Source organism: Pelodictyon phaeoclathratiforme BU-1 (assembly GCF_000020645.1).
Lineage (GTDB): Bacteria > Bacteroidota > Chlorobiia > Chlorobiales > Chlorobiaceae > Chlorobium > Chlorobium phaeoclathratiforme.
Genome location: NC_011060.1, coordinates 2,678,620 through 2,704,375, shown reverse-complemented (window position 1 = coordinate 2,704,375; position 25,756 = coordinate 2,678,620). Strand labels below are relative to the sequence as shown.

The following is a 25,756-nucleotide window of genomic DNA, read 5'->3' as shown; positions in this document are numbered from 1 at the left end:
TAGCTATTATTCAGCAAAGTTGTTCGAGTCTTGAGAGCCATGCATTGAAGTGTGAGCATTTGCTTCGAATGACCTTCAATCCGATTAGTTCGGCTACCTGTGGTCCCACAACAGATTTAGCATTTTCATAGTCAGGAAGTTCGGCAATGATGCGTTTACTCGGAGCGGAATGTGCCCCATCATTAATCAATTCCGGCGTTGATTTCCCTGCAGCTATGGCTTTAAGTGCTGATATTTCTTTGTGATGATGGTCATAAAAGAAAGCAAGCTGTTCAGGATCGGAAAACAGATATGCCTCATATTCATGTAACTGGATATATGGAATAAAACGAGGATCGCCAATATCATTGGCAAACGTGCGTTCAAGTGCTTCTGTACGCTGAAAGGGTAAATGACGCAGCTTTTCGGCTTCACTCAACCCAGGAAAATCAGAGGTAATTGCATAAAGGTCGATCATGGTTGTAAAAAAAACATTCTGAGCTTTTTCCTGGGCAGTCAATCTCAGAATATCGTTTTTCATGGGAAGATAACAGGGACCTAACCCGCCGCCCCGATGGACAATACCCTTTTTCTTTGCGTGTGCAATAAGTATCGCAGCTTGCATGTACACTCCGAAGTGGGCAAGATGTGGTCTGAGTACATTTGTTGCAAAGGTTTGCTCTGTTTGTCCTTCTGCGAAAATGTAGAGACGTACCATCAGTGTGGTCCCCCGCCAATAATATTCTTTTCCCAAATCTCCCCAAGGCTGTATTCTTCCAGCCATGCTTGCAGTATTGCTGGATCAAGCCGCTCAAATTGTGATCCTTTACCATTTCGGCTTACCACAATTACATCTTCACTATCAAAGTTGTTGAGGAACGTGGTTGATTGTGTGCTGATGAGTACTTGAGTGTAATGAGATGCCTTTTTAAATAACGCGGCAATAATATTGAGGGCGTATGGATGAAGTCCGAGTTCCGGCTCATCCACAATAACAAGGCCTGGAAGCTCATTTTCTGGCTGAAGAAGCAAGGTGACAAGGCAGATTGCCCGCAAAGTTCCGTCCGAAAGTTGATGGGGTCCAAATACCTGATCTGACCCTTTTTCTCGCCAGTTAAGAATAACTTCAGTATTTCCCGGGCCAGAGGGTTCAAGGTCGAAATCGTCGAAAAATGGTGCAATTAAACGAATTGTACTTACAATTTGTCTATACGATGAATTATTGTCATGACGAAACCTGTAAAGTAACGCAGCCAGGTTGCCTGCGTCAGGCATCAGAAAGTGATTATGGTTGATGTAGCAGAACTGGCGTATCCGCGCCGTTGATGACGTATCGTGGAAATGAAATACCCTGCAACGGTTTAGAAAAAAGCGTAGTGTTTTGGATATTTGATCTTGATTTTTTTCCGTAAACTCACCAATTCGTGACTCTTGATGTCCTGTACCGTAGCTGACTTTTTTTGGCGATGGATGACCGGTTCGTTGGAAACTCACGGATTCTTCGGCAAAAAAAAGCGTATCTCCCGGGGCATGGAAGAGTTGCATGGTATAGGTATCAATTCCGTTATCTGCTGTAAATTCAAGTTGGGCTGTGATCTGTGGTGTTATTTTCGGCCCGAAGTGTAAAAGGGATTGAGCTCGTCCAGAGGCACCAATATACTCCTGGAGGCGTCCTCCCATCATTTCGTTGAGCATTTTGAAGAACGAAATGATGTTACTTTTGCCTGCCCCGTTCGCACCAATAAGAACATTAAGATTATGCAGCTCAATATCCGTCTTCTTGATGGACTTGAATCCCTCAAGATTTATACGTCCGAGTGTTGTCACAGGCTTGTCTCTTTAAAAGATAGATGCCTTATACAAAAGATTAATAACTGCAAATACAAGGAAAAAAAGGAAAGATTAGTGCCGAAGACGGGAATCGAACCCGTACGTCCATTGCTGAACACGGGATTTTAAGTCCCGGGCGTCTACCAGTTCCGCCACTTCGGCATACCGTTGTTAACATGAAAGGACGAACAATTTACCATCTTCGAACGGTTTCCCAAAAAAAATAAATCTTTCCCGCACACCCTTTTTTCCATCAGATGGAGGCCGTTACGAGCTGAAATGGTCGAATCCCCTGATTGAGGAGAGATCAATTTTCATCCCGTAAATATCGCTCAGTTGCACACCTTCCTCCACATCGGTGGTTTCGCCGATAACTGCGATCGTTTTGTTATCGGCAATGGCCGGATACTCCTCTTTCGGGATGGTGAAGAGCAACTGGTAATCTTCGCCCCCCGTCAATGCCCAGGTCAGGGCATCATCCTGCAGTTCATCGGCAATCCGGCGCGTACTTCCGAGGATTGGAATACGGGCCTCCTGAATCATGGCGCCGATCTTCGAGCGTCGGCAGAGATGCTGCAAATCGGAGCTGAGACCATCGGAAATGTCGATCATCGACGTGGGGCGGATATGGTGCGCATGGAAAAACCGGACAATATCGAGGCGGGCAAGGGGGAGCAACTGCTGCTGTATCGATTCGCTGTACTCTTTCAGGTCAGCCATGGCGCTTCTGCTGTAGCTCTCATTGTTTTCGATATGGTTCAGCATAATCTCCTTTTCGCGCATGAGGAGTTTGAGACCAGCCGTTGCGCCACCAAGAGCGCCGGTGATGCAGAGCAGCTCTCCCGGTTTTGCGCCGCTGCGGTGCACAAGCTGCTCGCGTGAAACCTCTCCCATCATGGAGATTGCAATAACCAGACCCGAGCGTGATGAAGAGGTATCTCCCCCGGCAATGGCCAGGCCGTACTCTCTTGCTGCATGGCTCATGCCCTGGTAGAGCTCTTCAATCATGGCAATGGAGAATGAGGCCGGAATGGCAAGAGAGATGAGCGCATAGCGGGGAAGGGCATTCATGGCGCAGATATCGGAGACATTGACGCTGATAGCCTTGCTTCCAAGGTGTTTCAGCGGGGTTGTCAGGAGATCGAAGTGCACCTGATCAGCAAGCATATCGGTTGTCGCCACCTGCAGCAGTTCAGCCGAAGGCTGGAAAACCGCGCAGTCATCTCCTATTCCCGTCAGGAGTTCCGGCACGGCAGGAAGGGTGCTGTTGGCAAGGGTGGCAATTTTATCTATCAGGCCGAACTCTCCGATTCCGGAAATAGCTGTATATGACATATTTTTACGTAAATTAAAATTCATTATGACCTGTGCTGTGGTTCGTTCTATCGAAACGTGACGCAGCAAGGGTTTGATTCTCAATAACAGAAAGACAATATCCGCTTTTTATGGGTTTTTTTGACAAATTCAAAATTTCAAGACTGAAGGAAGGGCTCGAAAAAACCCGCGACACCTTTCGCGAAAAGCTTGCCGTCATTACCAAAGGGAAAACGGAGATCGACGACGACTTTCTTGAAGAGCTTGAAACCATTCTTGTTGCAGCCGATGTGGGTGTCGAGACCACACTCGGAATTGTTGATGCCATTACGGAACGGGCAAAACAGGAGACCTATCGCTCGGAAGAGGAGCTCAACAGAATGCTGATGGAGGAGATTCAGCAACTGCTTGAAGAGACAGGAGAGGAGCATCCGCTCGATTTTGATGCGCCTCTTCCGGCAAAACCGTATGTTATTTTAATTGTTGGAGTAAATGGCGCGGGAAAGACCACCAGTGTTGCCAAGCTGGCTCATAATTATGATAAGGCAGGCAAAAAAGTCATTATCGCGGCAGCCGATACCTTCAGGGCCGCAGCCTACGAACAGCTTCAGATATGGGCCGACAGGGCAGGGGTTCCCATGATTGGCCAGGCACAGGGTTCCGATCCAGCCTCGGTGGTCTACGATGCCGTCAGCGCTGCGGTATCGCGAAATGCTGATGTTGTGCTGGTTGATACCGCAGGGCGGCTGCATAACAAGAGCCACCTGATGGAAGAGCTTGCCAAAATCATGCGGGTTGCCAAAAAAAGGATTCCTGAAGCTCCGCATGAGGTGCTGCTGGTGCTCGATGGTACCACCGGCCAGAACGCCGTGCTGCAGGCAAGGGAGTTTACGAAATTTGTCAAGGTGACCGGTCTTGTGGTGACCAAACTTGATGGAACGGCCAAAGGCGGGATTGTGCTCTCTATTTCACGTGAACTGAAGCTGCCGGTCAAATATATTGGAGTCGGTGAAAAAATCGACGACCTTCAGCTCTTCGATCGTGCAGAGTTTGTCAAAGCACTTCTGGGACGGGAACTCAAATAAACAGCTCACCAGATGGCAGTGCAGGGACCCCTTCATTTCAGCGTTCGTTACCCGCTGCACACCATTTCCGGCAGAGATTGCCGGAGCAGTTCAAGTATCCGTTCACGATTGGTGATCCGCAAAAGGTGAGAGCTGTTTCGGGTATCCTGTGCACCAAGGCGCGGCGCAATGAGAGCGGTTTCAGGGAGGGATTCAAGAAACTCCGCCAGCCGTTCCTCCACTCTCAGCGGGTTGCGGATAATGACGACATGGTCGATTTCCGCCTCTTTGTGATCAAGAAGATAGTCGATATGCCAGCGCAGTTTTTTGTCTGTGGCTTCAATGGCGCCATTTCCGGTGAAATGCCCTTCAGAAAAGAGTTTAATCATTGCAGCCTGGATGGCATGGGGCGCTTTTCCCCCTGATCGTGATGCATGGCGGATAAGTCGCCTTGCAAGCGGAGACCCATTCTGATTGTTGCCCAAAGCGGAACCGATATAAAGATAGTCGCCCTCTGGCAAGGTGAAGGGTTTTCCCTGCTGAAACCTGCCGAATGCAAGATGCAGCGTGCATGAGAGATGGATCAGGAGGATATAGGAGCCTGAGCGGTATTTACTGCCAAAAATGGTAAACTGCTCTGTGGACATTGTTTTTTGTTCTTTTTGATGCAATATTAGCCATTCAGGAAGGTTGTCTGGTGGATTGCAAGATACAATTCAACGGGTTCTCTTTTTATCGATGCAAGAGGGGAAAAAACTTCTGGACTTCAGGCGCAGGGAGATGGTTGAAACCCTGAAACGCTATGGTATCACTAACCAGCGGGTGCTCAAAGCGTTTCTGGAGGTGCCGCGTCATCTCTTTTTTGAAGTCGAAGCCTGGGATGCAGCCTACAATGATGGCGCTTATCCTGTCGGGTTCGGGCAAACCATTTCCCAGCCCTATACGGTTGCCTTCATGACCAGCTTGCTTGTTGAGCGTTCTCCCTCGGGCAAGGTGCTTGAAATTGGTACAGGATCGGGTTATCAGGCAGCAATTCTTGATGCCCTCGGATATTCTGTTTTTAGTGTAGAACGGATAGTTGCTTTGTATGAGCGTGCGCAACAGCGGTTTTCGAGGCTTGGTCTGCATATAGCCTGCCGTTTTGGCGACGGAACGCTTGGCTGGAAGGATGAGGCCCCTTTTGATGGCATTGTGGTAACGGCAGGCGCTCCGAAAGCGCCGGAGTCGCTTCTGCAGCAGCTTGCCGAAAACGGCTGTATGATTATCCCTGTTGGCGGCAGTGATGCACAGCAGATGACGGTTATCAAGAGAGAGGAGGGCGAGTTCAAAAGAGAACTTTTTGAGCGCTTTGTGTTTGTGCCGCTGGTTGGCAGGGAAGGTTGGGACGACACTGTTTTTTAACAAAATCTTAAAGAAGGGATGATTTATGGCTGTAATGTCCAGCTTGCGGGATAAAACTCATATTATACTCTACACCCTGTTGGCAGCGTTTCTTGCGCTGATTGTCTTCGAATGGGGTATGGATTTTACCGGAAACAGCGGTACGAAACAGAATCAGGCCGGTGAGGTCAACGGGAAGGTTATTCCCTACAGCCAGTATGAGGAGATATACAAGGCGGTAACCGAGAATTTCCGGAGAAGCAATCCGGGAGCTGAAGTGATGCCGGAGAACGAACTCGAGTTTCAGGAGCAGGCATGGAATACGGTGGTTGAACAGACCCTCCTCGACCAGCAGCTCAAAAAATTTGGTATCACCGTTCAGGATCAGGAGGTCGTTGATGCCCTGGGCAGCGCCACCAACCCCCCCCAGGTGATTCGCCAGAATTTCACCAATCCAGCCACAGGAGCCGTTGATCGAGCCAAACTCGAAAGTATCCGTCGTGACCCTCGCAACAAGGAGTTATGGCTGCAGATCGAAAAAATTGTCCGTCGTGAACTTGAGGTGAACAAGCTGCTCAGGGCTCTTCAGACCTTTGTCCATGTCACCGACAGGGAGCTTGACGATATTGTCAATCGGCAGTATTCCCTCTTTTCAGCCTCCTTTATCCCCTTTCCCCTGAGCTTTGCGGGGCCTGACAGTAACTTTCCGGTAAAGGAAGAAGAGATCAAAAAGTATTACGACGAACATAAAGAGCTTTTAAAGCAATTTTATTCAAGAAAAGCAGATTTTGTCTTCTTCCCTCTGATTCCTTCATCAAAAGACAGTCTTGCTGTTCGCACTGAACTTGAAACCATTCGTGCCGAGTTTTCCGCATCGGTCAATGACAGCGACTATGTCAAAGTGCAGAGTGATCGTCCTGCAGGGATCAATAAAGTGTACAGCCGTGCCGATTTTTCACCGGCAGCAGGTGATGTCTTTTTTAATTCCCCAAATTTCAAGCCGGGAACCATTGTTGGTCCGATAGCCGACCGGGGTGAATACCGTCTGATCAAGATCCGGCAAATTTCCGCATCCGCTCCGCTGGTTGCGAGGGCGTCGCACATTCTCTTGCACTTCAACCCGGCCAGTCGTGAAGATGTCGCGCGAGTGAGCCAGCTTTCAGCGCTTATTTTCAAACAGCTTCAGGCAGGTACTCCTTTTGATGCTCTGGCGAAAAAATATTCTGCCGACCCTGTCAGCGCACTTAATGGAGGCGATATCGGATGGTTCAGCAAGGAGCGGATGGTACCGCAATTCGCGGCAGCAGTTTTTGGTGCGCGTCCCGGTTCGGTCATCGGACCTGTTCAGACCCAGTTTGGCCTGCATATTATCAAGGTGACCGGTTTTGATACGCAAGCCGCCCTCTGCTCCGAGATTGTGCGCAACATCAGGCCATCGACGGAGACGGTCGACAGCGGACGGCGTCTTGCAACGGCATTTCAGATTAATGCCACTGAGAAGGGCTTCGACAAGAGCGCTGCCAGCGCAAAGCTGCCCATCGGCAAGACCGGCGACTTCAACAAGCATATGCCGATTCCCCAGATTGGCTACAGAGAAGCGGTGACAACATTTGCATTCAAGGCAAAAGAGGGTGACCTTTCGGATGTTCTTGAAACGGAAAAAGGTTTTTATGTCATGCGTCTGACCGGCAAGAATGATACCGGATATCGTCTGCTTGACAAGGAGCTGAAAGCAAGGATTACAGCCGAATTGGTGCGGAAGAAAAAGGAGGCTCTGCTGGAGAAAAAACTTGCAGCAATGGCAGCGGTGCCTGGAGTGACGCTTGAAAAGATAGCGGCATCCCATGCCGGAGTGAAGGTTGTGGTGGCCGACAGTATCCGGTGGAGCAACGGCGCAATCCCCGGCTATGGTGTTGACCGTTCCCTGGTGGAAGGCATGTCGGCTCTTGTTCCCGGAAAGCTCTCGGCTCCACTGAAAACCAGCGATGGTGCCGCGCTTGTGTTGTTGTCGAGTAAAACAGTTCCCGCAGGGCTGAACAGAAAGGCTGAAAAAAGCGCTATAGCCCCCCAACTGCTCCGGGCAAAACAGGAGCAGCTCTTTGCGGAGTATATTGCATCATTGCGCAAGAAAGTTATCGATCCCTGGGGCCGAATCTCGAATTAATGAGCTGCCTCGAAAGCCTCCATGCAGGCTTTGATTTCGGCTGAGCTGCCAAACGTGAGGCACTCGCGTGCGAGTGCTTCCGTTTCAGCAATGGAGTAGCGCGACACCAGTGATTTGAGTTTCGGAATATCCGAAGCGACAACACTGAATTTTCTGAGTCCACAGCCCAGCAGAAAAGGCAGGGCGAGATGGTCGGAACCCATATCGCCGCAAATCATCGCCTTGCAATGGTTTTTGTGGGCAACTGCTATCACCCGGTGCAGTTGGCGGACAATCGCCGGATGAAATTTTTCAAAGAGATCCTGCACGATAACGTTGTTGCGGTCCACGGCAAGCGTGTACTGCGTCAGGTCATTGGTGCCGATACTGATGAAGTCAACACACCGCGTTATTTCATCAATGAGTTCGACCGCCGCAGGTACCTCGATCATTGCGCCGATACCCGGTTTTTCAACCTGCGAATTACACTCACTGGAAAGCTCCGCATAGTGGCGATCGACAATTGCCCTTACTTTAAGTACCTCATCGACCGAGATGATCATGGGAATGAGGATATCAAGGTTTCCATGGACATTAGCCCGGATGACAGCCCGGATCTGTGCATCAAGTATTTCCGGCAGATCAATCAGGATCCGGATACCCCTCCAGCCGAGGTTCGGATTTTGTTCCTTGACCGGAGAGTACATCAGCTTGTCACCCCCAATATCAAAGAGGCGGATATCAAGAGGCATCGGAGCAATCTCCTCAGCCATTTCCCGGTAATAATGGTACTGTTCAGACTCCTTGGGAACTTTTGTTCCCTCGGTAAAGAGATTTTCGCTTCTGAACAGCCCCACTCCCTCAGCGCCGGCAGCAGTCAGAGCCTGCAACTCCTCCTTGAAGTCAATATTGGCATAAAAGGTGATTCTGACACCGCACTTTGTTGTAGCAGGAAGCGCGGCCATCAGGGAGCTGTCGGCATCACTTTTTTGAGCCTCCTCATTTTTTCTGAGGTAGCGAGCAAGAGTCTCTTCCTCAGGATTCGTAATCACGGTTCCCGTCGTTCCATCAATGATCATCGGCATTCCGGTCGATACCTTCTGGGAGATATTGCCAAGCCCGACAATGATGGGAATGTTCAGAGAGCGGCATATCAGGGCGATATGCGAAGTTTTCCCCCCTGTATCGGTGATAAATCCCTTGATATTGCTGCGGCTTAAAAGAATGATATCAGCAGGGGAGAGAGTGTTTGAAGCAACAATTACCCCTTCAGGTATCCATGAATGCAGTTTTCTGACGTGCAGGTTTCTGATAATCCGGTTTTTGATATCGTGCAGATCATCAGCCCGATCCTGGAAAATCAGGTCGTCGGAATTTTTGAATTTTTCAAGATACTGATCGAACTCCTCCTCAATGACCAAATGCGCCGGTTTGTGTTCTGATTGAATACGTCCGGCAATGGCATCAATCAGCACCGGGTCTTGCAGTATCATGATCTGGGCCTCAAAGAGATTGGAGTAGCCCTTTCCCAGTTTTCTTATCGTTACCTGCTCAATTTTCTTCAGTTCATGTGCCGACCGGTGCAGGGCAGAGAGAAAACGCTCAATCTCCTCACCCGTGTTTTTGTCATTCAGCTCCCTGATTTCATGATTACTCTCCTCCTTGACGAAGCTGTAGCACTCTCCGACAGCAATTCCTCTCGATGCGCCAATTCCGGTGTAGGTCGTTTCGGTACTTTTCACAGTGGGCTCCTCCTTTGGTGTTTCGCATCCGGAGTTCAGTTGTTCTTTATTTTCAGGCATAATGGCGGCTTAAAAAGGTGCGTCGTCTTGAGAGATAAACTGGGTGATAACTGATTTTCCTGCTTCCGGCAATGCGGCTGTATGATGATCCTGATTTCCGGAAGCTGTCGATCCTTCGCCACCGGTAACATAGCTGTTGGCTGTGGATTGAAAACGGCCATAATTTTTCAGGAACAACAATCGTATATCTCCGATCGGGCCATTTCGCTGCTTGCCGATGACTATTTCGACCACATCTTTTGTCGATGAGCCATCCTCGAAAGTCTGTTTGCCATACATTTCCGGTCTGGAAAGGAACATGACCACATCAGCATCCTGTTCAATAGAGCCCGACTCCCTGAGGTCACTGAGCTGAGGCCTGCGGTCTCCTGAGCGCTGTTCGACAGAACGGTTGAGCTGTGCCAGGGCGATGACGGGAATATTCAGCTCCTTTGCCAGCGCCTTCAGCGAGCGGGATATCTGTGCAATCTCCTGTTCGCGGTTTGTTCTGCCATCCCTGACCGGTGTGACCAACTGCAGGTAATCAACAACAACCATGCCAATATTGTGTTCCTGCTTCATCCTGCGGGTTTTTGCGGCAAGTTCCATAATGGAGATACCGGCGGTATCGTCAATAAAAAGCTTCGCTTCATTGAGCTTGTCCATGCTGTTGATGATTCGGCCCATCATCTCAGGCGTTATCCGGCCCGTTCGGACAAGCTGCGACTCAACATAGGCTTCAGCACACATAAGCCTGATGGCCAACTGTACCTCAGCCATTTCAAGACTGAAAAAAAGCACCGGGGTGTCGAAATCCACGGCAGCATTACGGGCGACAGCAAGCGCCAGCGCCGTTTTTCCCGCCGAAGGTCTTGCTGCAATGATAATCATGTCGGAGGGCTGAAATCCGGCTGTAAGCTGATCAAGCTCGGAAAATCCCGATCCAACGCCAGTGACGGAAGATTGAGATGCCCTGAGGCTCTCAAGCATATGGATACCATTTTTGATCAGTTCCTTGATCAGCGATGCCTTCTTTTTGATACCAGCCTGGGAGATATTGAAAAACTGCTGTGAGGCATGTTCGACAAGATCGAAAATATCCATCGATGAGCTGTAGGCTACACCGGAAATTTTAGCCGAAATGGAGATCATGCGCCGGTACAGGTACTTCTCCTTTGCCAGACGCGCATAATATTCAATATTTGCAGCGCTGATTACCTTGCCCGAAAGTTCAGCCAGGTAGTGGCGTCCGCCGACGGGCTCAAGCTCGTTCATTTTCAGCAACTCCTCGCTGACTGTAATAATGTCGAGAGCCTGCCGTTTATGGTAGAGCTGCATCATCGCCTTGAAAATAATCTGGTGGCGCCGCTCATAAAAGACCTCCTCACCGTTATCGCCGAAAATCTGGATCACCTGTTCAATCGGCTCATCTTCAAGCAGAATACAGGCAAGAACCTCCTGCTCAATTTCCGTTGAGTAGGGAGGCAAACGGCTCTCCTTGCTGAAATCGATATCCTTGCTGAAATCTATGGCAGGCGGCGCTTTCTTGATCATGGTTTATGATAATGTTCAGGTACAGTTATTCTGGCAGCAGATTGTCGCATAATGGCGCATCATCAATTGAATGTCATCCCAGCATCCCCTTTTCCACTCAGGGTTACGCAGCAAAGCCGCCGGATGATAGGTAATAAAACAGTCATACCCCTTCCATTTTATTGCCTTTCCTCTCATGGAGCCCAGAGAGAGCTTGTTTTCAAAAATGGTGTTTGCCGCAACCTTGCCGAGAATCAGAATCACTTTTGGATTGACTATCTGCAACTGTTCCAAAAGCCAGGGGATACAGTTCTCAATCTCATCCGGTAAAGGGTTACGGTTTCCGGGGGGGCGGCATTTCAGGATATTGCAAATATAGACCTCTGGCCGATTGAATCCGGCAGCCTGCAGGATTTTATCGAGGAGCTGGCCTGAACGTCCAACAAAGGGCCTGCCTGAAGCGTCCTCTTCGGCTCCTGGAGCCTCGCCGATAACGGCAAGTTTTGCTGCAGGGTCTCCCTCACCAAAAACAAAGTTCAGTCTTGTTTCAGCAAGCTGGCACTTTCTGCATTTCCTGGCAGTTTCGAAGAGCAGAGCAAGCTCCTGCGATGATGAAGCTGGCTCTTCTACACATGAAACAGGTGGCATGACGATCAATTATTTCAGAGGTTAAGGGCTCTTTCGAGGCAAAGCTGTTCTATGGCGTCAAGAAGTTTTTCAGCAGCAGCATCTTTGGTCAGCAGAGGGAGCTCCGTTGTCATCCCATCGCATCCTATCAGGGTAAGAATATTTGTATCGACATCAAAACCCGAATTTTTGCGATCGAAGTAATTAAAGGCAATAAGGTCAAGATTTTTTTCTGCCAGTTTTTTGCGTGCATTATCCAGGCCTGTGCGGGTTTCAAGGGCAAATCCCACCGCAAGCTGAGCGGAGCTTTTCTGCCGACCAAATCCGGCAAGGATATCCGGATTTTTAACAAGGGTCAGCTCAATATTCTCAGCACCCTTTTTAATTTTTCCCTCAATGGGTGTTGCGGGGCGATAGTCGGAGACGGCAGCCGCGCCGATAAAGAGGTCGCATTTTCCGAAAAAAACTTCGGCAGCAGCGTTCATTTCCAGAGCGCTTTCAACATCAAGACGCTCTACGCCGGGAGGTGCAGGAAGATGAACCGGTCCGGTAATGAGCGTGACGAGGGCTCCGCGTTTTTCGGCAGCACGAGCGATGGCAAAACCCATTTTTCCCGAAGAGTAGTTGGAGATGAAACGGACGCCATCAATTTTTTCGCGAGTTGGCCCTGCTGTGATCACGACCGATTTTCCCTGAAGCGGAGAGCTTCCGGAGTTGTGCAGCGCCGCCTCAAGAGCGGCAAGGATGGCCTCGGGCTCGGGCATTCGGCCAACGCCACACTGCCCTGAGGCAAGCTCACCGCTTTCAGGGTTGGTGACAAGGCAGCCCTGGGCTGCAAGGGTTGCTATATTCCGCTGTACCGAGGGTGACAGAAACATCTGGCCATCCATGGCCGGAAAAATCAGCACCGGTTTGGCTGGACGAAGCGTCAGAAAAAGAGCGGCAAGCATATCGTCGCAAAGACCTGCACTAAGCCTTGCAAGCGTATTTGCCGTAGCCGGTGCGATAACAAGGGCATCGGCCCACTCCCCAAGAGAGATATGGCGCGTGAAATCCATCCCCTCCTCCTCCAGCGGGGGCAGGATTTTGCGATAGACCCTCTCTTCCGAAACGGTTGCAAGTGCGAGTTCACTCACAAAACGGGCGCCACCCTCCGTCAGCGCCACCCTGACGTTGGCCCCCTGTTTTTTTAACAGCCTGACCAATTGCGGTATTTTATAGGCAGCAATGCCTCCGCAAATGCCAACGATGATGTTTTTTCCCCTCAAGATGGTTACCCCCGGAGTTTGTTGCTGAATGGTTCTTTCCGCCAATTTACAAAAACCGAAAGGAATTTATCTCTTCTTGTCGGAAGAGGGGAAGATGCGTTTCCAGAATTGATCCCAGGTTTGGAAACGCTCTTTGTAGGAGAGGCTCACTCCCCAGGTCTCGGCAGGCTTCTGCAGATTGCTGTTCGAAGTTGTACTGACATTCTGCCCATAAGAACGGGAGGCCTCAAGAGAGACTTTTGGAGTAATACGGTACTCAATCTTCTGAGCCGTACCGTAATAATCTGCAGTAGTTGACTCCCCGCTGACGGGAGAGCTTCCCGTCCCGATAAAGCGCACTTTTCCGCCCGTACCCGGAACACTGAGAGCAAGGTAAAGGTCGAGTCCGCTCAAGGCGCCGCGTTTATCGACGCCAACATTGACATTGAAACTTTCAAGTCCACCGATATCCTGAATGAAGCGTGAAATCCTTGACGACAAAATTCCGGTACCGGCTGAGAGGCCAGCGGTTGAAACGGCAAGATTTCCGCTTTGCAGGCTGCTGCCCGGCCGGACATACCACTGTTTGGAGAGCAGCAGAGAGATAACATTCAGCTCCGCGTTCTGGTCGATCTGGCTCGTCTGCCCGCCGATCATGTTGAGCGATGCAAAGGGCAGCGACTGCTCATTAAGGTAGTAGCCCATGGCGATCTGAGGCTCATTCAGTGTACCGGTAATGGCAAGCAGCAGTTTTACATTATCGCGATCACCGCTCTGCTGGTTTGATGCGGTTACATATTTACTGCCATAGAGATTATCCATCACGCCGTTCCGGATATCGACACTGTTCCAGCTTATTCTTCCTCCATCCTGCAAATCAAAGTTCGAGTTGGAAAATTTGTATTTGCCGCCAATAATATTGACCGAACCAAAGAGCTGATAGCGCTGGTTGTATTTACTCACCATCAGTGAGAGGTTGTTGATGGACGATTCAAGCTGTTCGCCTCTGAGGCGATCAAAAATAACCGTATACTTGAGTGGTTCACTACTGCTGAGCCGCAGGTTTTTTATCTGCAGGATATCGATCAGAGAGTGATAAAACTCTGCAGGTTCTGCTGTTCTTGTCCCGTTTTTGCTCTCCAAAGCTGCTGCTGAAGGGTATCGGGGTATAAATTCAATAAACTTTTCAACACCCACATACTTTGTCCCCTCATTTGCTCCCGTTCGGTAGAGTGAGAAATCAGCGGCATCAATCCTCAGCTCACCTTCGATAACGGGTTCGGAGAGCGTGCCGCGAAGCACAATATTACGGGTAGAACCGGTGATGGTGCCGAACGAGGTCTCATCTCCCTTGTCTTTTTTATTGTACAGGAGGAGCCTGTTCAATCGGCCCGTGAGCTCCAGCCCCGTTGGTTTGAGTTGTTCAAGTCGCACCACTCCATTGATGACACCCGCTCCACTGCCGTTGTCATGCAGCGTCATTTCGCGCAGTTCAACAGCTTTCGGGGTGACATAAATCTCGCCGTTGAGGCGGTAGGAGACCTGCGTGGGCGCTATTTTAATCAAGGTATTGCTCAGGCGGCTGCTCAGATAGATCTCCGGTTTCGGTGTTCTGCCCTCGATTTTGAGTGTTGTCGGCACAATACCCTCTGCCGATTCAAAGAAGGGGAGCAGGTACTCAAGAAACTGTGCCGAAAGATTGTCAGAACGAAACGATGCACTGATGGGCGCCTGTTCCGTCAGACGAAAAGAGAGGGGATAGTAGCCGATGGCAAGAGGAATGGTTCCGCTGCCTTCAAGAGTGTTCATGGAGGGTTTTACCTCTCCGCTGCTGCTGTCACCTTTCGGGATGTGGCTTTGCAAGTCGAAACGAAGCTGCTTTCCGCTATGGATGATTGTTGCCTGCAGGGTACCGATCATGATCTCTTCATAACGGATATTCTGCCCGTTCAGGGTAAGCTTGCTTGTTTTTGCCTCAGGGCTTCCACTGACCAGCAGAGAGCCATTGATGGTTCCGGAAAGTTTGTCGAGAGAGGGATCAAGGGCAAATCGCTGCAGTTCATTCAGTTCCATATGAGACAACGTGCACTGAAAACTGCCCGGCTGGACGTTGCTCAGTTCGCCATCCAATACGGCCCGCTGCTGACCTTTGGCGATGGTGAAACGGTTGAAGCGGGCAGCGTTTTTTCCGATCAGGAGATGTGAGTTCTCCTCCGCCTGCCAGATACCGGTATGATCTTTCAGGGAGAGGCGCGAAAAGAGGAGGTCATAGTTGAGGTTTCCTCTTGTTACGGTAAATGTTGTTGAGAGTCTTTGCAGAGGATCGGGTATGGCAAGCTCAATGGTACCTGCAAGAGACGATGGCGTGTAGAGGCCGGAAAAGGTCGTTTCACCAGCTTTTTTACCGGCGATGGTGATAGAGGAAGCCCTGCCGGTTACAGAGGCTTTCGGAACCCCGTTGCCCTGGCAAACCAGATCGGCCTTCATGGAGAGATTTTCAACCGCCATATCCTCATGGGAGAGCAACCTGCGGAGGTTTATTGTGCTGCCGATTGAACACTGGCCATTACGGTATGAAGCAATTCCCTCAGCGCTTCCCTGCAAGGTAAGCCCCTGAACAGGAAAGAGCAGCACCAATGGTGAGATATCCTTTGCCGTGACGCTGTATTTGACCGTGAAAGCCTTCCGGAGCCTCTCTATTCCGGTAACAGGCAGAGGAGGAGCTGCCTGCCAGATATTTTGTGTCGCTATCTCCCGTCTGAGGGCTGACATGGCAACATCACCAAAAGCCATCAGCTCTTTAAAGCTATAATCCCCCTCAGCAAGCAGATCAAGAAAATCGCTTCTGATGCTCGTTTGCGAAGAGGTGGCATTCTGAACAATGGCAACAGAGACTTTCGAACGATCTTTCAGTTGGAGCGTGTTAATGGAAGAGGGTGAAAACTGCAACGTGGTTGCAATATTGAGCATCTCAGGATCAAATCCTGACCCCTGCACCGCAAAATGGCTGTTCAGGTCGGTTGTAACCACCTTTTGAGCAAAGAGTTTCGACAGATCAAGCGCTGTGCTTTTACCGGAAGCCTGGTAGTGCGGCACCCCCTCCTTCCAGTTGATCTCACCCTCAAGATTGAGCGTGGTCAGATTATTACGCAAAAAGAGAGAGCTATTGAGCAACCGGCGCTCATACTTTGCCACGATGGAGCCCTCTTTAATGGGCTGATTCAGCCAGAAAGAGTCCGTCAGTTGCATATCAAGCGCCAACTGGCTGATCTCCCGGCTGCTTCCTTGAGCCTCAAAACTGCCCGAGGTGTTCAGCAGGCTTTTTCCGCTCTCCGGTTGCAGGAAGAGGTGCGGCTTGCACCCTTTCAACGCAAAGGTGCCTTTGGTGGTGAAAGCATCCGGCGCCACCCCTGAGGCCTCGCCACTCAGCGAGAGCTCTCCGAGCCGGGAGAGAGTGGTCATCTCCCCCTTGACCGCTTGCAGGGTACCCTTTGCATTGCCAAGAAAGGTAATGTCGCCGATTTTGTGGGCAATCTCCTTCAGGGGCGCCTCTTTCAGGAACGACTCAACAAGAGGCGCCGCAATTTTTGAGCTGTCGCATTGCAGCGCATAAGCAAAGGCGCTCCTGTTGTAGAGGTTCAGCAACTCACCCTTGACGGCCAGGCGGCTTTTGTCGAGCGTCAGAAGCGCATCGAGGAGCTCAACATGCTCCTTTTTTCCCCGCGCATTTCCCTTGAAGGTATAGAGCCCGGAAGGCAGAACAAGAGGCGGGTAGAAGAGCTTCAGGTCATCGCTTTGCAAGGCAAGCTCCTCAACATTGAGAAACGAAGAGGCAAGGGCAAGCTCTTTTTTCCTTTGCGGTGAAAAAATGTTGAAATGATCAATCGTGGCCGAGAGCTTCGCATGGCTTCTGTTAGCAGCAACCTTCAAGCCAAGCAGCTCCGAACGGGTTTCAGAAAAGAGAAATTTACCTGAAGCCTGTCGGAGAAAAAGATGCTGCCGGGGGATATCGAGCTGCAGTTTTTCAATTGTTCCGTTCAGAAATTTTTTCTTGACCGTAAAGGAAGAGAGCTCAGCCGTTATACTCTTCACCTCAAGCGGCAAACTCCCTGAACGGCCCTGCGCTCCGTACCAGGAGAGGTTTCCGTTGGTGATGCGCAGGTTTTTGCAGAAAATGCGATCGAGTGGCCCCTTTGTCGAATCAGGGTCACGGGATTTGAACGCAAGTTCAAGATTGAGTTTCCCGTTCTTTCCCTCAACAACCCGTGCATTCAGGGAATCAGCCGTCAGGCGACGGACAGATATTTTTCTGATTTCAGGCTGAAGGAGCGAAAGAATGTTGAATTTGAGTGAAATCCTCCTTGCTTCCAGAGCTGCCAGCCTCTCCCCCGGGCCATAAACGCGCGGATTGACAAGGGTAACATGGTTTGGAAACTTCAGGTGCAGCTCCTGCAACTCAAGGCGCCCATAAAATTTTTCATTAAAAAGAGCGATAACCCGCTCCCTGGCAAACCGGTCAACCATGCCGCTGTTCAGCACAATAAGCGAAGTGAGCGTCAGCAGAAGCAGAAGTGCCGAAAACGCTGTCAGCACTCTGAGGCTATAGTGTTTAAATTGTTCCACTGCAGTGCGCCGATTGAGAGGAGAGCTGGATGATTTTTTCGATTATCCCGCTTGTTGATCGTCCTTCGAGCAAGGGAAGCGTCAACACCGCCCCGCCATGTTCAAGCACCGCCCGCGCTCCAGCAATACGCTCGACGGCCCAGTCGGCTCCCTTGACCAGAATATCAGGCAGCAGCGTGCCAATCAGCTCTTCAGGCGTATCCTCATCAAAGAGGGTGAGCAGATCAACAACCTCCAGGGCCGAGAGCACCGTAGCGCGGTCGGTTTCGCAGCAGACCGGGCGACTCGGCCCCTTGAGCCGACGAACCGAAGCGTCGCTGTTGAGGCCAATGACCAGCACATCGCCAAGTTTCCTTGCCGCCGTCAGATACTCGACATGCCCGGCATGAAGGAGATCAAAACAGCCATTGGAAAAAACAACCTTTTTTCCCGAGGCCTGCCATGCCCGCACTCTTTCAAGCGCCTCACATGGGCTCATTACCTTGCTGGATCCTGTCATGATGGTCACGTTATCTGCAGCCGTGAACGGCAAGTGCTGTAAAAGATAAATATCTGATATTTTTTTCCAATTTAGCGTATACTCTTCGATTGTCCGCATGGTAAAACAGAGATCATTGTTATGCAGCGAAGAGGGAGAAACAACGGGGAATTTTCACAGAAAGCCCTCTATTGGCTCATCATGATGCTTGGAGCGCTTGTCAGAAACATCAGTCGCAAACGCTCAACCGCCATAGCCCATCTCCTCGGTGATTTTGTTTTTTACATCCTTCAAACAAGGCGCTCCCTTGTGACCGGGAATCTTGCGCTCACCTTTCCCGAAAAAAGCAGCGCGGAAATCAAAGCCATTGCCTCCAGGGTTTATCGCAACCAGGCTGAAAATATTATTGAAATGCTTCGTCTTCCCATGATCAAAACAGCGGACGATGCACGCCATCTCCTCAACGTTGATGCTGCTGATTTTCTTGCAAAAACCACTGGCAATAAAAAAGGAGGAGTACTCGTTTCAGCCCACTTTGGCAACTGGGAGCTGCTCGGTCTCTGTTCCGGCCTGCTGGTTGCTCCTCTGACCATCGTAGTAAAACCGTTGAAAAACTCCCGGATTGACAGCCAGATCAACGCCTGGCGAACCATGCAAGGCAACCGGGTCATCTACAACGGGCAGGCTCTTCGCGAGGGGCTGAGAACGCTCCGCCGGGGAGAGATTCTTGTCATGCTTGGCGACCAGTCTGCACCCGGGGGCTCCTTTATTACCGGGTTCCTTGGACGTCGAACCTCCGTTTTTCTCGGGCCCGCCTGGCTTGCCCTTAAAGCAGGGGTACCGCTTTTTGCTGCCATGTGCCGCAGAACGGGAGATGGCCGCTATAAGGTCGATTATGAAGAGATTGGATACAGCGATCTCGGTACCAGCAAAGAGGACGCCGAAGAACTTGCCCGCCGATACACCAAAGTACTTGAGCGCTCTATCTATCAATACCCTGAAGAGTGGTTCTGGCTGCACAACCGGTGGAAAAGGATGGAGTTGTAAACGAAATCTTTTGATGAACGCAACGCTCTATTCTGAAATATTACGGATACCATCATCCGCTCTGATTTGCAGGAATGCGTCCGTTTCCGGATGGTTCCATACGTCTACATAAACTGTTGTATCAGACACTCCGAGGTTTTTGGATTCTTGAGCAGCGTATAAAAATCGTGACGGTCAGAACAGTTGTTGCGCAGCAGTTGGAGCGTCGCGAGCAGTGCAGCATTGTTTTTTGACCTCAGTATTTCTGAAATCAGCGGGAGGTCGGAAGAGAGGCGCTCAGCATCAAGTAATCGGGCACTGTTTGTTTTCATGGTATTGGCCATCACAGCAGCCACTTCAAGGCGTACCTTCAGGAGATCCTCCTTGATGGTGTTCTTTCGGTGTACCCTGTAAAGGATATGCGTCTGCTCCATGTCGATCATGACGCAGTGATGGCAGAGTGCAGTCAAAAGAAAATCCAGATCATGGCAATAGCGCAACGGCTGAAATCCCTGGCACTTTCTCCACAGTTCACGCGAAAAAAACATATTCGACGTCGATGTCACCGAATTTTCATTCAAAAAAGCCAGATCAAGAGTCCTGCACTTTTTCTGGAATGCTGATGCCCTTTGCAGCCATTCAACGGTTTCACCGTCAGAGAGCCGCCCACCCTTTTCGTCAATGATGCCGATTCCGCCGCAGACAAAATCAACTTCCGGATGATTGCAGATAATGTTCCGGCAGCGCTCTATTTTGGTTGGCAAAAAAAGATCATCGGTATTAAGCACCGCAATAAATTCACTTTGCGACAGCCCTATTGCCCTGTTCAACGTCTTCTCAGCGCCGCAGTTTTCTTGCTGCAACAGTGTTGCCCTTGGCTCATCTCTCAGCATTTTATATGCTATGCTGAAGCCGTTATCGGTTGAACCGTCATCAATCAGAATGATTTCATCAACAGGAGAAGTTTGCTCCAAAACACTTTGCAACGTTGAAGCAATGTAGTGAGCATGGTTGTACAACGGCAGCACAACACTGATTGACGGGTTATCCATGTGCGTCATATCGGGACATGATTATTGTGAATCACATTGATCATCAACTTCTCGTATTGCGCTACAACATCCTTAAATGAATCGTGGTGGTCTGCGTTCTGACTCTCGCTCCCCTCATTTTCGCAAACAGTTACCCCATTGGGAACTACAACAACTTTTTCGCCAGGAATGCCAAGGATCTTTTCTGCAGAGTCAGCCTTTTTTCGTGAAGCAGCAACATAGGTATCAACACAGGGCTTGAATCCGGGAAAATCATTCCGCTGCCAGTCACTCACGAAGGCATCATCAAGAAGCGTGATATTTGGTATCGACAAGGCCTCAAAAAACGGATACCCCAGATACGAACCTTGCGATATCGACAACTGCGGACAATATTTTTTCAAAAAACGGTTATAGGCAAAAGCGCTCTTGATTTTCGGGAGTTGTACAACCGTAATTCCTGCTGATTCTGCTTTTGCGCTGAAGTCACCCATTGTTCCTGGTGTAAGAATTGCACACTCGAAGAGCGCTTTATCAAAAGCAAGCACCATATCGAGCAGCGGGTTTTCAAGAGAGCCCCTCTCAAAAGAGGGTACCTCCACAACAATCCTCATTCTTTTGTCAGAATCGTTTGCTACCGGGGAAGGAAGAGAGAGAGCGTTACACGATGCATCGTTTGACGCAAATGCAACAGAGTGTGGGGAGAGCGCTTCAGAGGCTTGTTGCACCTCCTTCACGGAAAGCAGGGAAGCGAGAAACGCCTTCAGTCTCTCTTTTCCTGCAGCGCAGGAAAATTGTTGCTCCATAAAAACAAGAGCATGATCACTGATTTCCTGCCATAACGACGCATCAGTATAAAGCCTGACGACTGCGTCAGCAAAAGACTCATCTCCATCGGCAACGAGAATTTCTCTGCCCGCAGTCAGCCCCATTCCTTCTACAGCGAGGGAGGTTGCTACACAAGGCACGCCGAAACTGGCGCTTGTGACAATTTTCCCTTTAATGCCGGCTCCTGTCCTGAGCGGTGCAACAGAGAGACGACAGGAATGAAAATAATCACCCAAATCAGGTACAAAGCCAACGACCGTTATCCGGGGGTCACCCTGCGCCGCCGCATAAACCTCCTCAGAGGGATTGCTGCCAAGGATCAGCAGGTCAGCATCAGCAATATTTCGGCGTACAAGAGGCCATACTGCACTGATAAAATAAGTTATAGCATCGACGTTTGGCCGGTGTTCAAAGCTGCCGATAAAGACAATATTGCGCCGTTCTGCAAAAGGAAGAGTGCGGCCCGGCTGATCACGAAAAAAGGGAAGGAGATAAGCCTTCACAGAAGGATCCGTTTTCAGGACAAGTTCAAGTTCTGCAGAACTCAGAACAATGGTTGCGTCGGCAGCGCGCATCAGCGCGAACTCCTGCGCCTTTGTTTTTTTTGCCCTCTTCCTGAGCTGGCTGGAATTTTCCAGCTCGGCACTCCGCTCTTCACGCAAAAAATGCAGGTCAACCGTATTAAAAATGACTTTGGCCTGTGGAGCATGTTTACGTACAGCGGGAAGGTGAGCATCAGCAACGTTCACCCTGTAAAGCATCACCAGCTCAAAATATTGTCCGGCAACGACAAAAAAATCGGTAATGGAACTGATATTGCGATTGTCGAGGCAATGAACGCCGAGCGATGCCAGATCATCAGTGTACCTCTCCCGGTAGAGAAGGTTTGCGGGTATAAAGGTGACATCATAGCCAAGTTCGACCAGCGCCTGCATGGAGAGGAACGTATCGATCGATCCGGAATCCTGGTCTGGTGTGGGGGTTAAAGCATCAATAACGACAATTTTCCGGGCAGTCACATCTTTGTACAATGTTTGGCATAACCGCCGCAGATGAAAAAGGGGGTCAAGCTTCGAGAGGTAACCCGCTGTAAGAGAGTGCTTGGCAAGGAATGTAAAAAGCACATTTCGCACTTTTCGTGATCGCTTTTTAAACGATTTCGATAGTTTTCGAACGGGTTTAGTCATTTTCCATGCGCTTGAGCGGATGACCCGGTTATAATCGTTTTTCAAAGTCGTAAATTGGGCTTCCAGCAGATGCAGATTGCTGTCCAGAGTTGTGATCTGCTTCTCCCGCTCCTCAAGGTCACGAGTAAGCTGTTCATGGTCACGGCTAAGTTGCTTCAGCTTCTCTGTCAGCTCAGAGGTACGATAACCCAGCACAATGCGCTCACCTGTCGTAGCAAAAAAATTCCTGACCAGAACGCCCCTCTCATCCGACGCCCACTCCTCGAGCACCCTGCGCATCCTCTCAGACTCTCTTGTTCCGGTAAAGAGGAGCCCGAGACCATGCGAATGCTCAAAAGAGAAATTCGGATAAAGAGCCGAAAGCTCATCCCAAAGCTTCCAGACCCCGAATCCCCTCTCCCTGACATTGATATCATGAAACAGCACCACCCCCCTCTCCGACATTTTCGGCAGCCAGCAATCAAAATCGTGACGGACAGCCTCATAGGAGTGCAGACCATCAATATGAAGCAGGTCGATTGATCCATCATTGAAAAAGGGGAGCGCCTCATCAAAAGTCATTCTCATCAGCGACGAAAAGGCGTGGTAGTGTGTCTGGTTATAAGCCTCCACCATCTGATGCACCTCATCGCAGTAAAAGCCCGCATGTTCATCGCCTCTCCAGGTATCAACGGCGTAGCATCGCGTAGAGAGATGGTGCTGTTGCACACTCTGGCAAAAAGCAAAATAGGAGTTGGCCGTATGCGTGCCGAGTTCAACAAAAAGAGCAGGCCTTGTTACATCAATCAGCCAGAAGGCCAAAGGGATGTGCCCGGCCCAGCTCAGCGGCAGTTGGAGATGGTGTGGTTGCAGCAGTGAAGCTTGTGAAAGAATCTCTTCCATGATGTTGGCTAACGCTTTAAAATAATATGACGATCACATCCGCCAGCGCCGTAAACGGCCAGTCACCGAACCTTATCCCGACTCCGGTTATTTCCCTCTTTCAGCAACAGATGCAGTTGCAGAAAATACAAACCAAAACATTAAAGAGAGAACAATGAACCGAAAAATTTTCTGCCGCAAAACGGGAAGAGTATCAGATGCAATTCCATTGTTCTGAAAGCTCTCATTTTATATATTCACCGGTAACAAACTCACGGGTGAAATCATCTCTCTGTCCCTCTCTGTGCCAATGAAAATTCTCTTCATCAGCAATCTCTACCCGCCCAACGTGATTGGAGGATATGAACGCCTCTGCTTTGACATGGCATCGGCGCTGCACGCTCGCGGGCACGACATTACCGTTCTGACCAGCAGTTATGGAGGAGGTCATGAGGAAATCAGGGGACAACGGGTCATCAGGACGCTGAAACTCTTTGCAACTGAAGGGGCAATCTATAAGCCTTTCGAAGCATCACTCGAAGAACGGGGCCAATGGGAACGACATAATGAAGAGCAGTTTTGCAAGCTTGTTGAGGAGGCAGAACCCGATTTGCTCTTTGTCTGGAACCTCTATTTTTTCAATCATGGTTTTCTTGATCTGATTCAACAGAGCGCACTTCCGAAACTCTACCTGCTGACCGACAACTGGATGCTGCTGTTTCTTAATCCCGAATTCATAGGCAAGTACTTTTCCAGAGAGGTCTTTAAAAAAAAAGTTATCACTCGAATCATCAACCGAATGCTCCCTGGCGGTTTAAAGAAAAAAAGCAGCAACACCGTCATGAGCATCAAGGGACGTGCAATTTTTGCAAGCAAATTTATGATGCATCTCTACGAAGACGCCTCATGCGCCTTTCAGGAGGGGAGCGCCATCTGTTATCACGGAGTGCATTTTCTGCATAAACCCGAAGCCCAACGCAAGGATCGGACAACCTTTGTCAAAGAGGGTGAAGTCCGCCTTCTCTTTGCCGGTCGAATTGTTGATATCAAGGGAGTGCATACCGCTCTCGAAGCGCTTGCCGGCATTCAGCGTGCCTGCCGCCAGCAACGGGTTACCCTGACCATTGTTGGCGACACACAGGACAAGAGCTATAAAAAGCGCCTTGACGATCTTGCCGCCCGGTTGGGGCTTGAGCAGTCACTGATCTTTCGTCAGCCGGTACCGGAGACCGGGTTGTTTGATCTTTTCCAGCAATTCGATATCTACCTCTTTCCCTCACTCTACGAACCCTTTTCCCTCACCCTGATCCTTGCGCTCGAAGCCGGAATCCCCACCGTTGCTTCCGCAGCAGGAGGAAATGTTGAAATTGTCGGGCATCGGCAAACCGGGCTGCTCTTTGAAGCCGGGAATGCCGGAAGCCTGAAGCGCCAGGTTGTCGAAATGATCAGAAACGATCAACTCCGTGCGCAACTCTCTCGAGCCGCAACCGGGCGGGCCTCAGCGTTTACGTTTGAAAAAATGGTCTCACAAATTGAGACAGAACTTGAGCAGACCCTATGCGTATAGCAATAACCGGAGCAGCAGGTCTTATTGGTTCTGCAGCACAAACAGCTCTCAGGCAGGCCGGAGAGCATCAACTGACACTTCTGTACAGGAACACTCTGCCAGACAACAGCGCACAAGAGAACTGCATCAAGGGCGATTTATCGGATGGTGCGGTTTGTGATGCTCTGGTGAACGGTCAGGATGTGATCATGCATCTGGCGCATGAAAGCACACCCCTCATGAGAGGCAAAGACCTTGTGGCTGACGCCGTCGTCAATCTGCTTCCATCACTCCAGTTAATACAGGCAATCGAAAAAACCGGTCGCTGCCCCCATGTCATTTATATCAGCAGCGGCGGCGCCGTCTATGGCAGCACCCTCGATCACCATCCATCAAAAGAGGAGGATCCCTGCACCCCCTCGCTCATCTATGGAATCCAGAAACTGGCCATTGAACACTATCTGCATGCGGCTGCTGAAAAAGGGATTTTGCGTGCAACCATACTGCGCGTTGCAAATGCCTATGGAGCGCTGCTCCCGCCTCTGAGAATGCAGGGGTTAATTGGTACTGCTGTTTCAAGAGCCACCATGGGGCTGCCGTTGCGACTGCTGGGAAACCCTGAAAACATTCGGGACTATGTTCACGTATCAGATGTAGCACAAGCCCTTGTTCTGGCCTTGAAAAATCCCGCACCCTTTGATATTTTCAACATCGGCAGCGGAAAAAAAACATCCGTCATGGAAATTCTTGCTCTGATACGTACAATAAGCGGTTCTGACTTGCCTATTCAGAGTGAAGAACTGCCTGAAAATCAAACGCTGCCGGACTGCTGCCTCCTCGACATTTCAAAAGCAGAACAAAAACTGGGCTGGCGGGCGCAGCTTCATCTTGAAGAAGGGATTCGTGCAATGTTCAGTAACCAAAAGAATTGTCACCGATAAGAGTGATAGATGAGTATCGAGTGCCCTTTTTTTAATAACTGCCGTCTATAAAAAACCATGAAAATGCTATTTTATTGACAAACTCTTGTTCAAGAGCAGTATATTTACTATTGTTGAAATTAGATGGATATTTTTGTGGCATTTGAAGAGCGGCCCGGTTGCTCCTGCCGGGTGGAATGGTTGCTTGGAGAGTGAACATTGAATCAGGGGCTAATTCGTTTTTTTCCCCGTTTCTTTTTTTCTTTACTTTTTAATTTATACATTATCCGGGTGAATGTTGCTCAAACAGGGATTTTGGTTAGCATGAGGGTAAGGTGCGGTTTCTGGCGCGTATAGG

General features: G+C 49.9%; 18 protein-coding genes and 1 tRNA gene. 6 read left to right on the top strand and 13 right to left on the bottom strand.

The genetic code is table 11. The annotated features are described in order from the left end of the window. Positions 1–10: 10 nt before the first annotated feature. The 4 genes from PPHA_RS12870 to thiL form a co-directional block, all read right to left on the bottom strand. Positions 11–697, bottom strand: coding sequence for a DUF4276 family protein (locus PPHA_RS12870; protein ID WP_012509248.1), 687 nt, complete (start codon positions 695–697; stop codon positions 11–13). Then, positions 697–1,806 carry an AAA family ATPase gene (locus PPHA_RS12865; RefSeq protein WP_012509247.1) on the bottom strand — a complete coding sequence of 370 codons (1,110 nt, stop codon included), beginning with the start codon at positions 1,804–1,806 and terminating at the stop codon, positions 697–699. The genes PPHA_RS12870 and PPHA_RS12865 overlap by 1 nt, the downstream gene beginning before the upstream one ends. Positions 1,807–1,885: 79 nt before the next feature. Next, positions 1,886–1,971 (bottom strand) — tRNA-Leu (locus PPHA_RS12860). A gap of 105 nt (positions 1,972–2,076) precedes the next feature. After that, positions 2,077–3,144 carry a thiamine-phosphate kinase gene (thiL, locus tag PPHA_RS12855; protein WP_041526563.1) on the bottom strand — a complete coding sequence of 356 codons (1,068 nt, stop codon included), beginning with the start codon at positions 3,142–3,144 and terminating at the stop codon, positions 2,077–2,079. 110 nt (positions 3,145–3,254) lie between these two features. Here thiL and ftsY point away from each other — a divergent pair, with 110 nt between their 5' ends. After that, a complete protein-coding gene (ftsY, locus tag PPHA_RS12850; RefSeq protein WP_012509245.1) occupies positions 3,255–4,208 on the top strand; it encodes a signal recognition particle-docking protein FtsY in 954 nt (317 codons plus the stop codon). A 47-nt stretch (positions 4,209–4,255) separates the two neighbouring features. On the opposite strand, the gene PPHA_RS12845 is transcribed toward ftsY, so the two are convergent. Beyond that, positions 4,256–4,834, bottom strand: a complete 579-nt coding sequence (locus PPHA_RS12845) for a GIY-YIG nuclease family protein (RefSeq protein ID WP_012509244.1) — start codon at positions 4,832–4,834, stop codon at positions 4,256–4,258. 91 nt (positions 4,835–4,925) lie between these two features. Between PPHA_RS12845 and PPHA_RS12840 the strand changes: the two genes are divergently transcribed. Together PPHA_RS12840 and PPHA_RS12835 are read left to right on the top strand one after the other, a co-directional pair. Next, positions 4,926–5,588, top strand: a complete 663-nt coding sequence (locus PPHA_RS12840; RefSeq protein ID WP_012509243.1) for a protein-L-isoaspartate(D-aspartate) O-methyltransferase — start codon at positions 4,926–4,928, stop codon at positions 5,586–5,588. A 25-nt stretch (positions 5,589–5,613) separates the two neighbouring features. Continuing rightward, on the top strand, positions 5,614–7,731 hold the full coding sequence (locus PPHA_RS12835; protein WP_012509242.1) for a peptidylprolyl isomerase: 2,118 nt from the start codon (positions 5,614–5,616) through the stop codon (positions 7,729–7,731). On the opposite strand, the gene ptsP is transcribed toward PPHA_RS12835, so the two are convergent. The 6 genes from ptsP to rfaE2 form a co-directional block, all read right to left on the bottom strand. Beyond that, on the bottom strand, positions 7,728–9,512 hold the full coding sequence (gene ptsP / locus PPHA_RS12830; RefSeq protein ID WP_012509241.1) for a phosphoenolpyruvate--protein phosphotransferase: 1,785 nt from the start codon (positions 9,510–9,512) through the stop codon (positions 7,728–7,730). The genes PPHA_RS12835 and ptsP overlap by 4 nt on opposite strands. A gap of 9 nt (positions 9,513–9,521) precedes the next feature. Continuing rightward, a complete protein-coding gene (gene dnaB / locus PPHA_RS12825; protein WP_012509240.1) occupies positions 9,522–11,045 on the bottom strand; it encodes a replicative DNA helicase in 1,524 nt (507 codons plus the stop codon). A gap of 15 nt (positions 11,046–11,060) precedes the next feature. After that, a complete protein-coding gene (locus PPHA_RS12820; RefSeq protein ID WP_012509239.1) occupies positions 11,061–11,672 on the bottom strand; it encodes a uracil-DNA glycosylase in 612 nt (203 codons plus the stop codon). 14 nt (positions 11,673–11,686) lie between these two features. Next, complete coding sequence (coaBC, locus tag PPHA_RS12815; protein ID WP_041526906.1) at positions 11,687–12,922, bottom strand: bifunctional phosphopantothenoylcysteine decarboxylase/phosphopantothenate--cysteine ligase CoaBC; 1,236 nt, start codon at positions 12,920–12,922, stop codon at positions 11,687–11,689. Positions 12,923–12,985: 63 nt separating this feature from the next. Further along, on the bottom strand, positions 12,986–17,521 hold the full coding sequence (locus PPHA_RS12810; protein WP_012509237.1) for a translocation/assembly module TamB domain-containing protein: 4,536 nt from the start codon (positions 17,519–17,521) through the stop codon (positions 12,986–12,988). Beyond that, positions 17,508–18,020 carry a D-glycero-beta-D-manno-heptose 1-phosphate adenylyltransferase gene (rfaE2, locus tag PPHA_RS12805; RefSeq protein ID WP_012509236.1) on the bottom strand — a complete coding sequence of 171 codons (513 nt, stop codon included), beginning with the start codon at positions 18,018–18,020 and terminating at the stop codon, positions 17,508–17,510. The genes PPHA_RS12810 and rfaE2 overlap by 14 nt, the downstream gene beginning before the upstream one ends. Before the next feature lie 120 nt (positions 18,021–18,140). Here rfaE2 and PPHA_RS12800 point away from each other — a divergent pair, with 120 nt between their 5' ends. Beyond that, on the top strand, positions 18,141–19,046 hold the full coding sequence (locus PPHA_RS12800) for a lysophospholipid acyltransferase family protein (protein WP_012509235.1): 906 nt from the start codon (positions 18,141–18,143) through the stop codon (positions 19,044–19,046). Between the two features lie 104 nt (positions 19,047–19,150). Here the strand turns inward: PPHA_RS12800 and PPHA_RS12795 are convergent, their stop codons facing one another. Together PPHA_RS12795 and PPHA_RS14760 are read right to left on the bottom strand one after the other, a co-directional pair. After that, a complete protein-coding gene (locus PPHA_RS12795) occupies positions 19,151–20,086 on the bottom strand; it encodes a glycosyltransferase family 2 protein (RefSeq protein WP_012509234.1) in 936 nt (311 codons plus the stop codon). Next, the gene (locus PPHA_RS14760; RefSeq protein ID WP_012509233.1) at positions 20,083–22,953 is read right to left on the bottom strand and encodes a class I SAM-dependent methyltransferase; all 2,871 of its coding nucleotides are present in this window, start codon (positions 22,951–22,953) and stop codon (positions 20,083–20,085) included. The genes PPHA_RS12795 and PPHA_RS14760 overlap by 4 nt, the downstream gene beginning before the upstream one ends. A 289-nt stretch (positions 22,954–23,242) precedes the next feature. Between PPHA_RS14760 and PPHA_RS12780 the strand changes: the two genes are divergently transcribed. Together PPHA_RS12780 and PPHA_RS12775 are read left to right on the top strand one after the other, a co-directional pair. Continuing rightward, on the top strand, positions 23,243–24,499 hold the full coding sequence (locus tag PPHA_RS12780; protein ID WP_012509232.1) for a glycosyltransferase family 4 protein: 1,257 nt from the start codon (positions 23,243–23,245) through the stop codon (positions 24,497–24,499). Next, a complete protein-coding gene (locus PPHA_RS12775) occupies positions 24,490–25,419 on the top strand; it encodes an NAD-dependent epimerase/dehydratase family protein (RefSeq protein ID WP_012509231.1) in 930 nt (309 codons plus the stop codon). Before PPHA_RS12780 ends, PPHA_RS12775 begins: the two co-directional genes overlap by 10 nt. The last annotated feature ends 337 nt before the right edge of the window (positions 25,420–25,756 follow it).

Bases quoted from the DNA above. Each gene is read 5' to 3' on its own strand.
- PPHA_RS12870 (WP_012509248.1), bottom strand. From the start codon at position 697: ATGGTACGTCTCTACATTTTCGCAGAAGGACAAACAGAGCAAACCTTT.
- thiL (WP_041526563.1), bottom strand. From the start codon at position 3,144: ATGTCATATACAGCTATTTCCGGAATCGGAGAGTTCGGCCTGATAGAT.
- ftsY (WP_012509245.1), top strand. From the start codon at position 3,255: ATGGGTTTTTTTGACAAATTCAAAATTTCAAGACTGAAGGAAGGGCTC.
- PPHA_RS12845 (WP_012509244.1), bottom strand. From the start codon at position 4,834: ATGTCCACAGAGCAGTTTACCATTTTTGGCAGTAAATACCGCTCAGGC.
- PPHA_RS12840 (WP_012509243.1), top strand. From the start codon at position 4,926: ATGCAAGAGGGGAAAAAACTTCTGGACTTCAGGCGCAGGGAGATGGTT.
- PPHA_RS12835 (WP_012509242.1), top strand. From the start codon at position 5,614: ATGGCTGTAATGTCCAGCTTGCGGGATAAAACTCATATTATACTCTAC.
- ptsP (WP_012509241.1), bottom strand. From the start codon at position 9,512: ATGCCTGAAAATAAAGAACAACTGAACTCCGGATGCGAAACACCAAAG.
- dnaB (WP_012509240.1), bottom strand. From the start codon at position 11,045: ATGATCAAGAAAGCGCCGCCTGCCATAGATTTCAGCAAGGATATCGAT.
- PPHA_RS12820 (WP_012509239.1), bottom strand. From the start codon at position 11,672: ATGCCACCTGTTTCATGTGTAGAAGAGCCAGCTTCATCATCGCAGGAG.
- rfaE2 (WP_012509236.1), bottom strand. From the start codon at position 18,020: ATGACAGGATCCAGCAAGGTAATGAGCCCATGTGAGGCGCTTGAAAGA.
- PPHA_RS12800 (WP_012509235.1), top strand. From the start codon at position 18,141: ATGCAGCGAAGAGGGAGAAACAACGGGGAATTTTCACAGAAAGCCCTC.
- PPHA_RS12795 (WP_012509234.1), bottom strand. From the start codon at position 20,086: ATGACGCACATGGATAACCCGTCAATCAGTGTTGTGCTGCCGTTGTAC.
- PPHA_RS14760 (WP_012509233.1), bottom strand. From the start codon at position 22,953: ATGGAAGAGATTCTTTCACAAGCTTCACTGCTGCAACCACACCATCTC.
- PPHA_RS12780 (WP_012509232.1), top strand. From the start codon at position 23,243: ATGAAAATTCTCTTCATCAGCAATCTCTACCCGCCCAACGTGATTGGA.
- PPHA_RS12775 (WP_012509231.1), top strand. From the start codon at position 24,490: ATGCGTATAGCAATAACCGGAGCAGCAGGTCTTATTGGTTCTGCAGCA.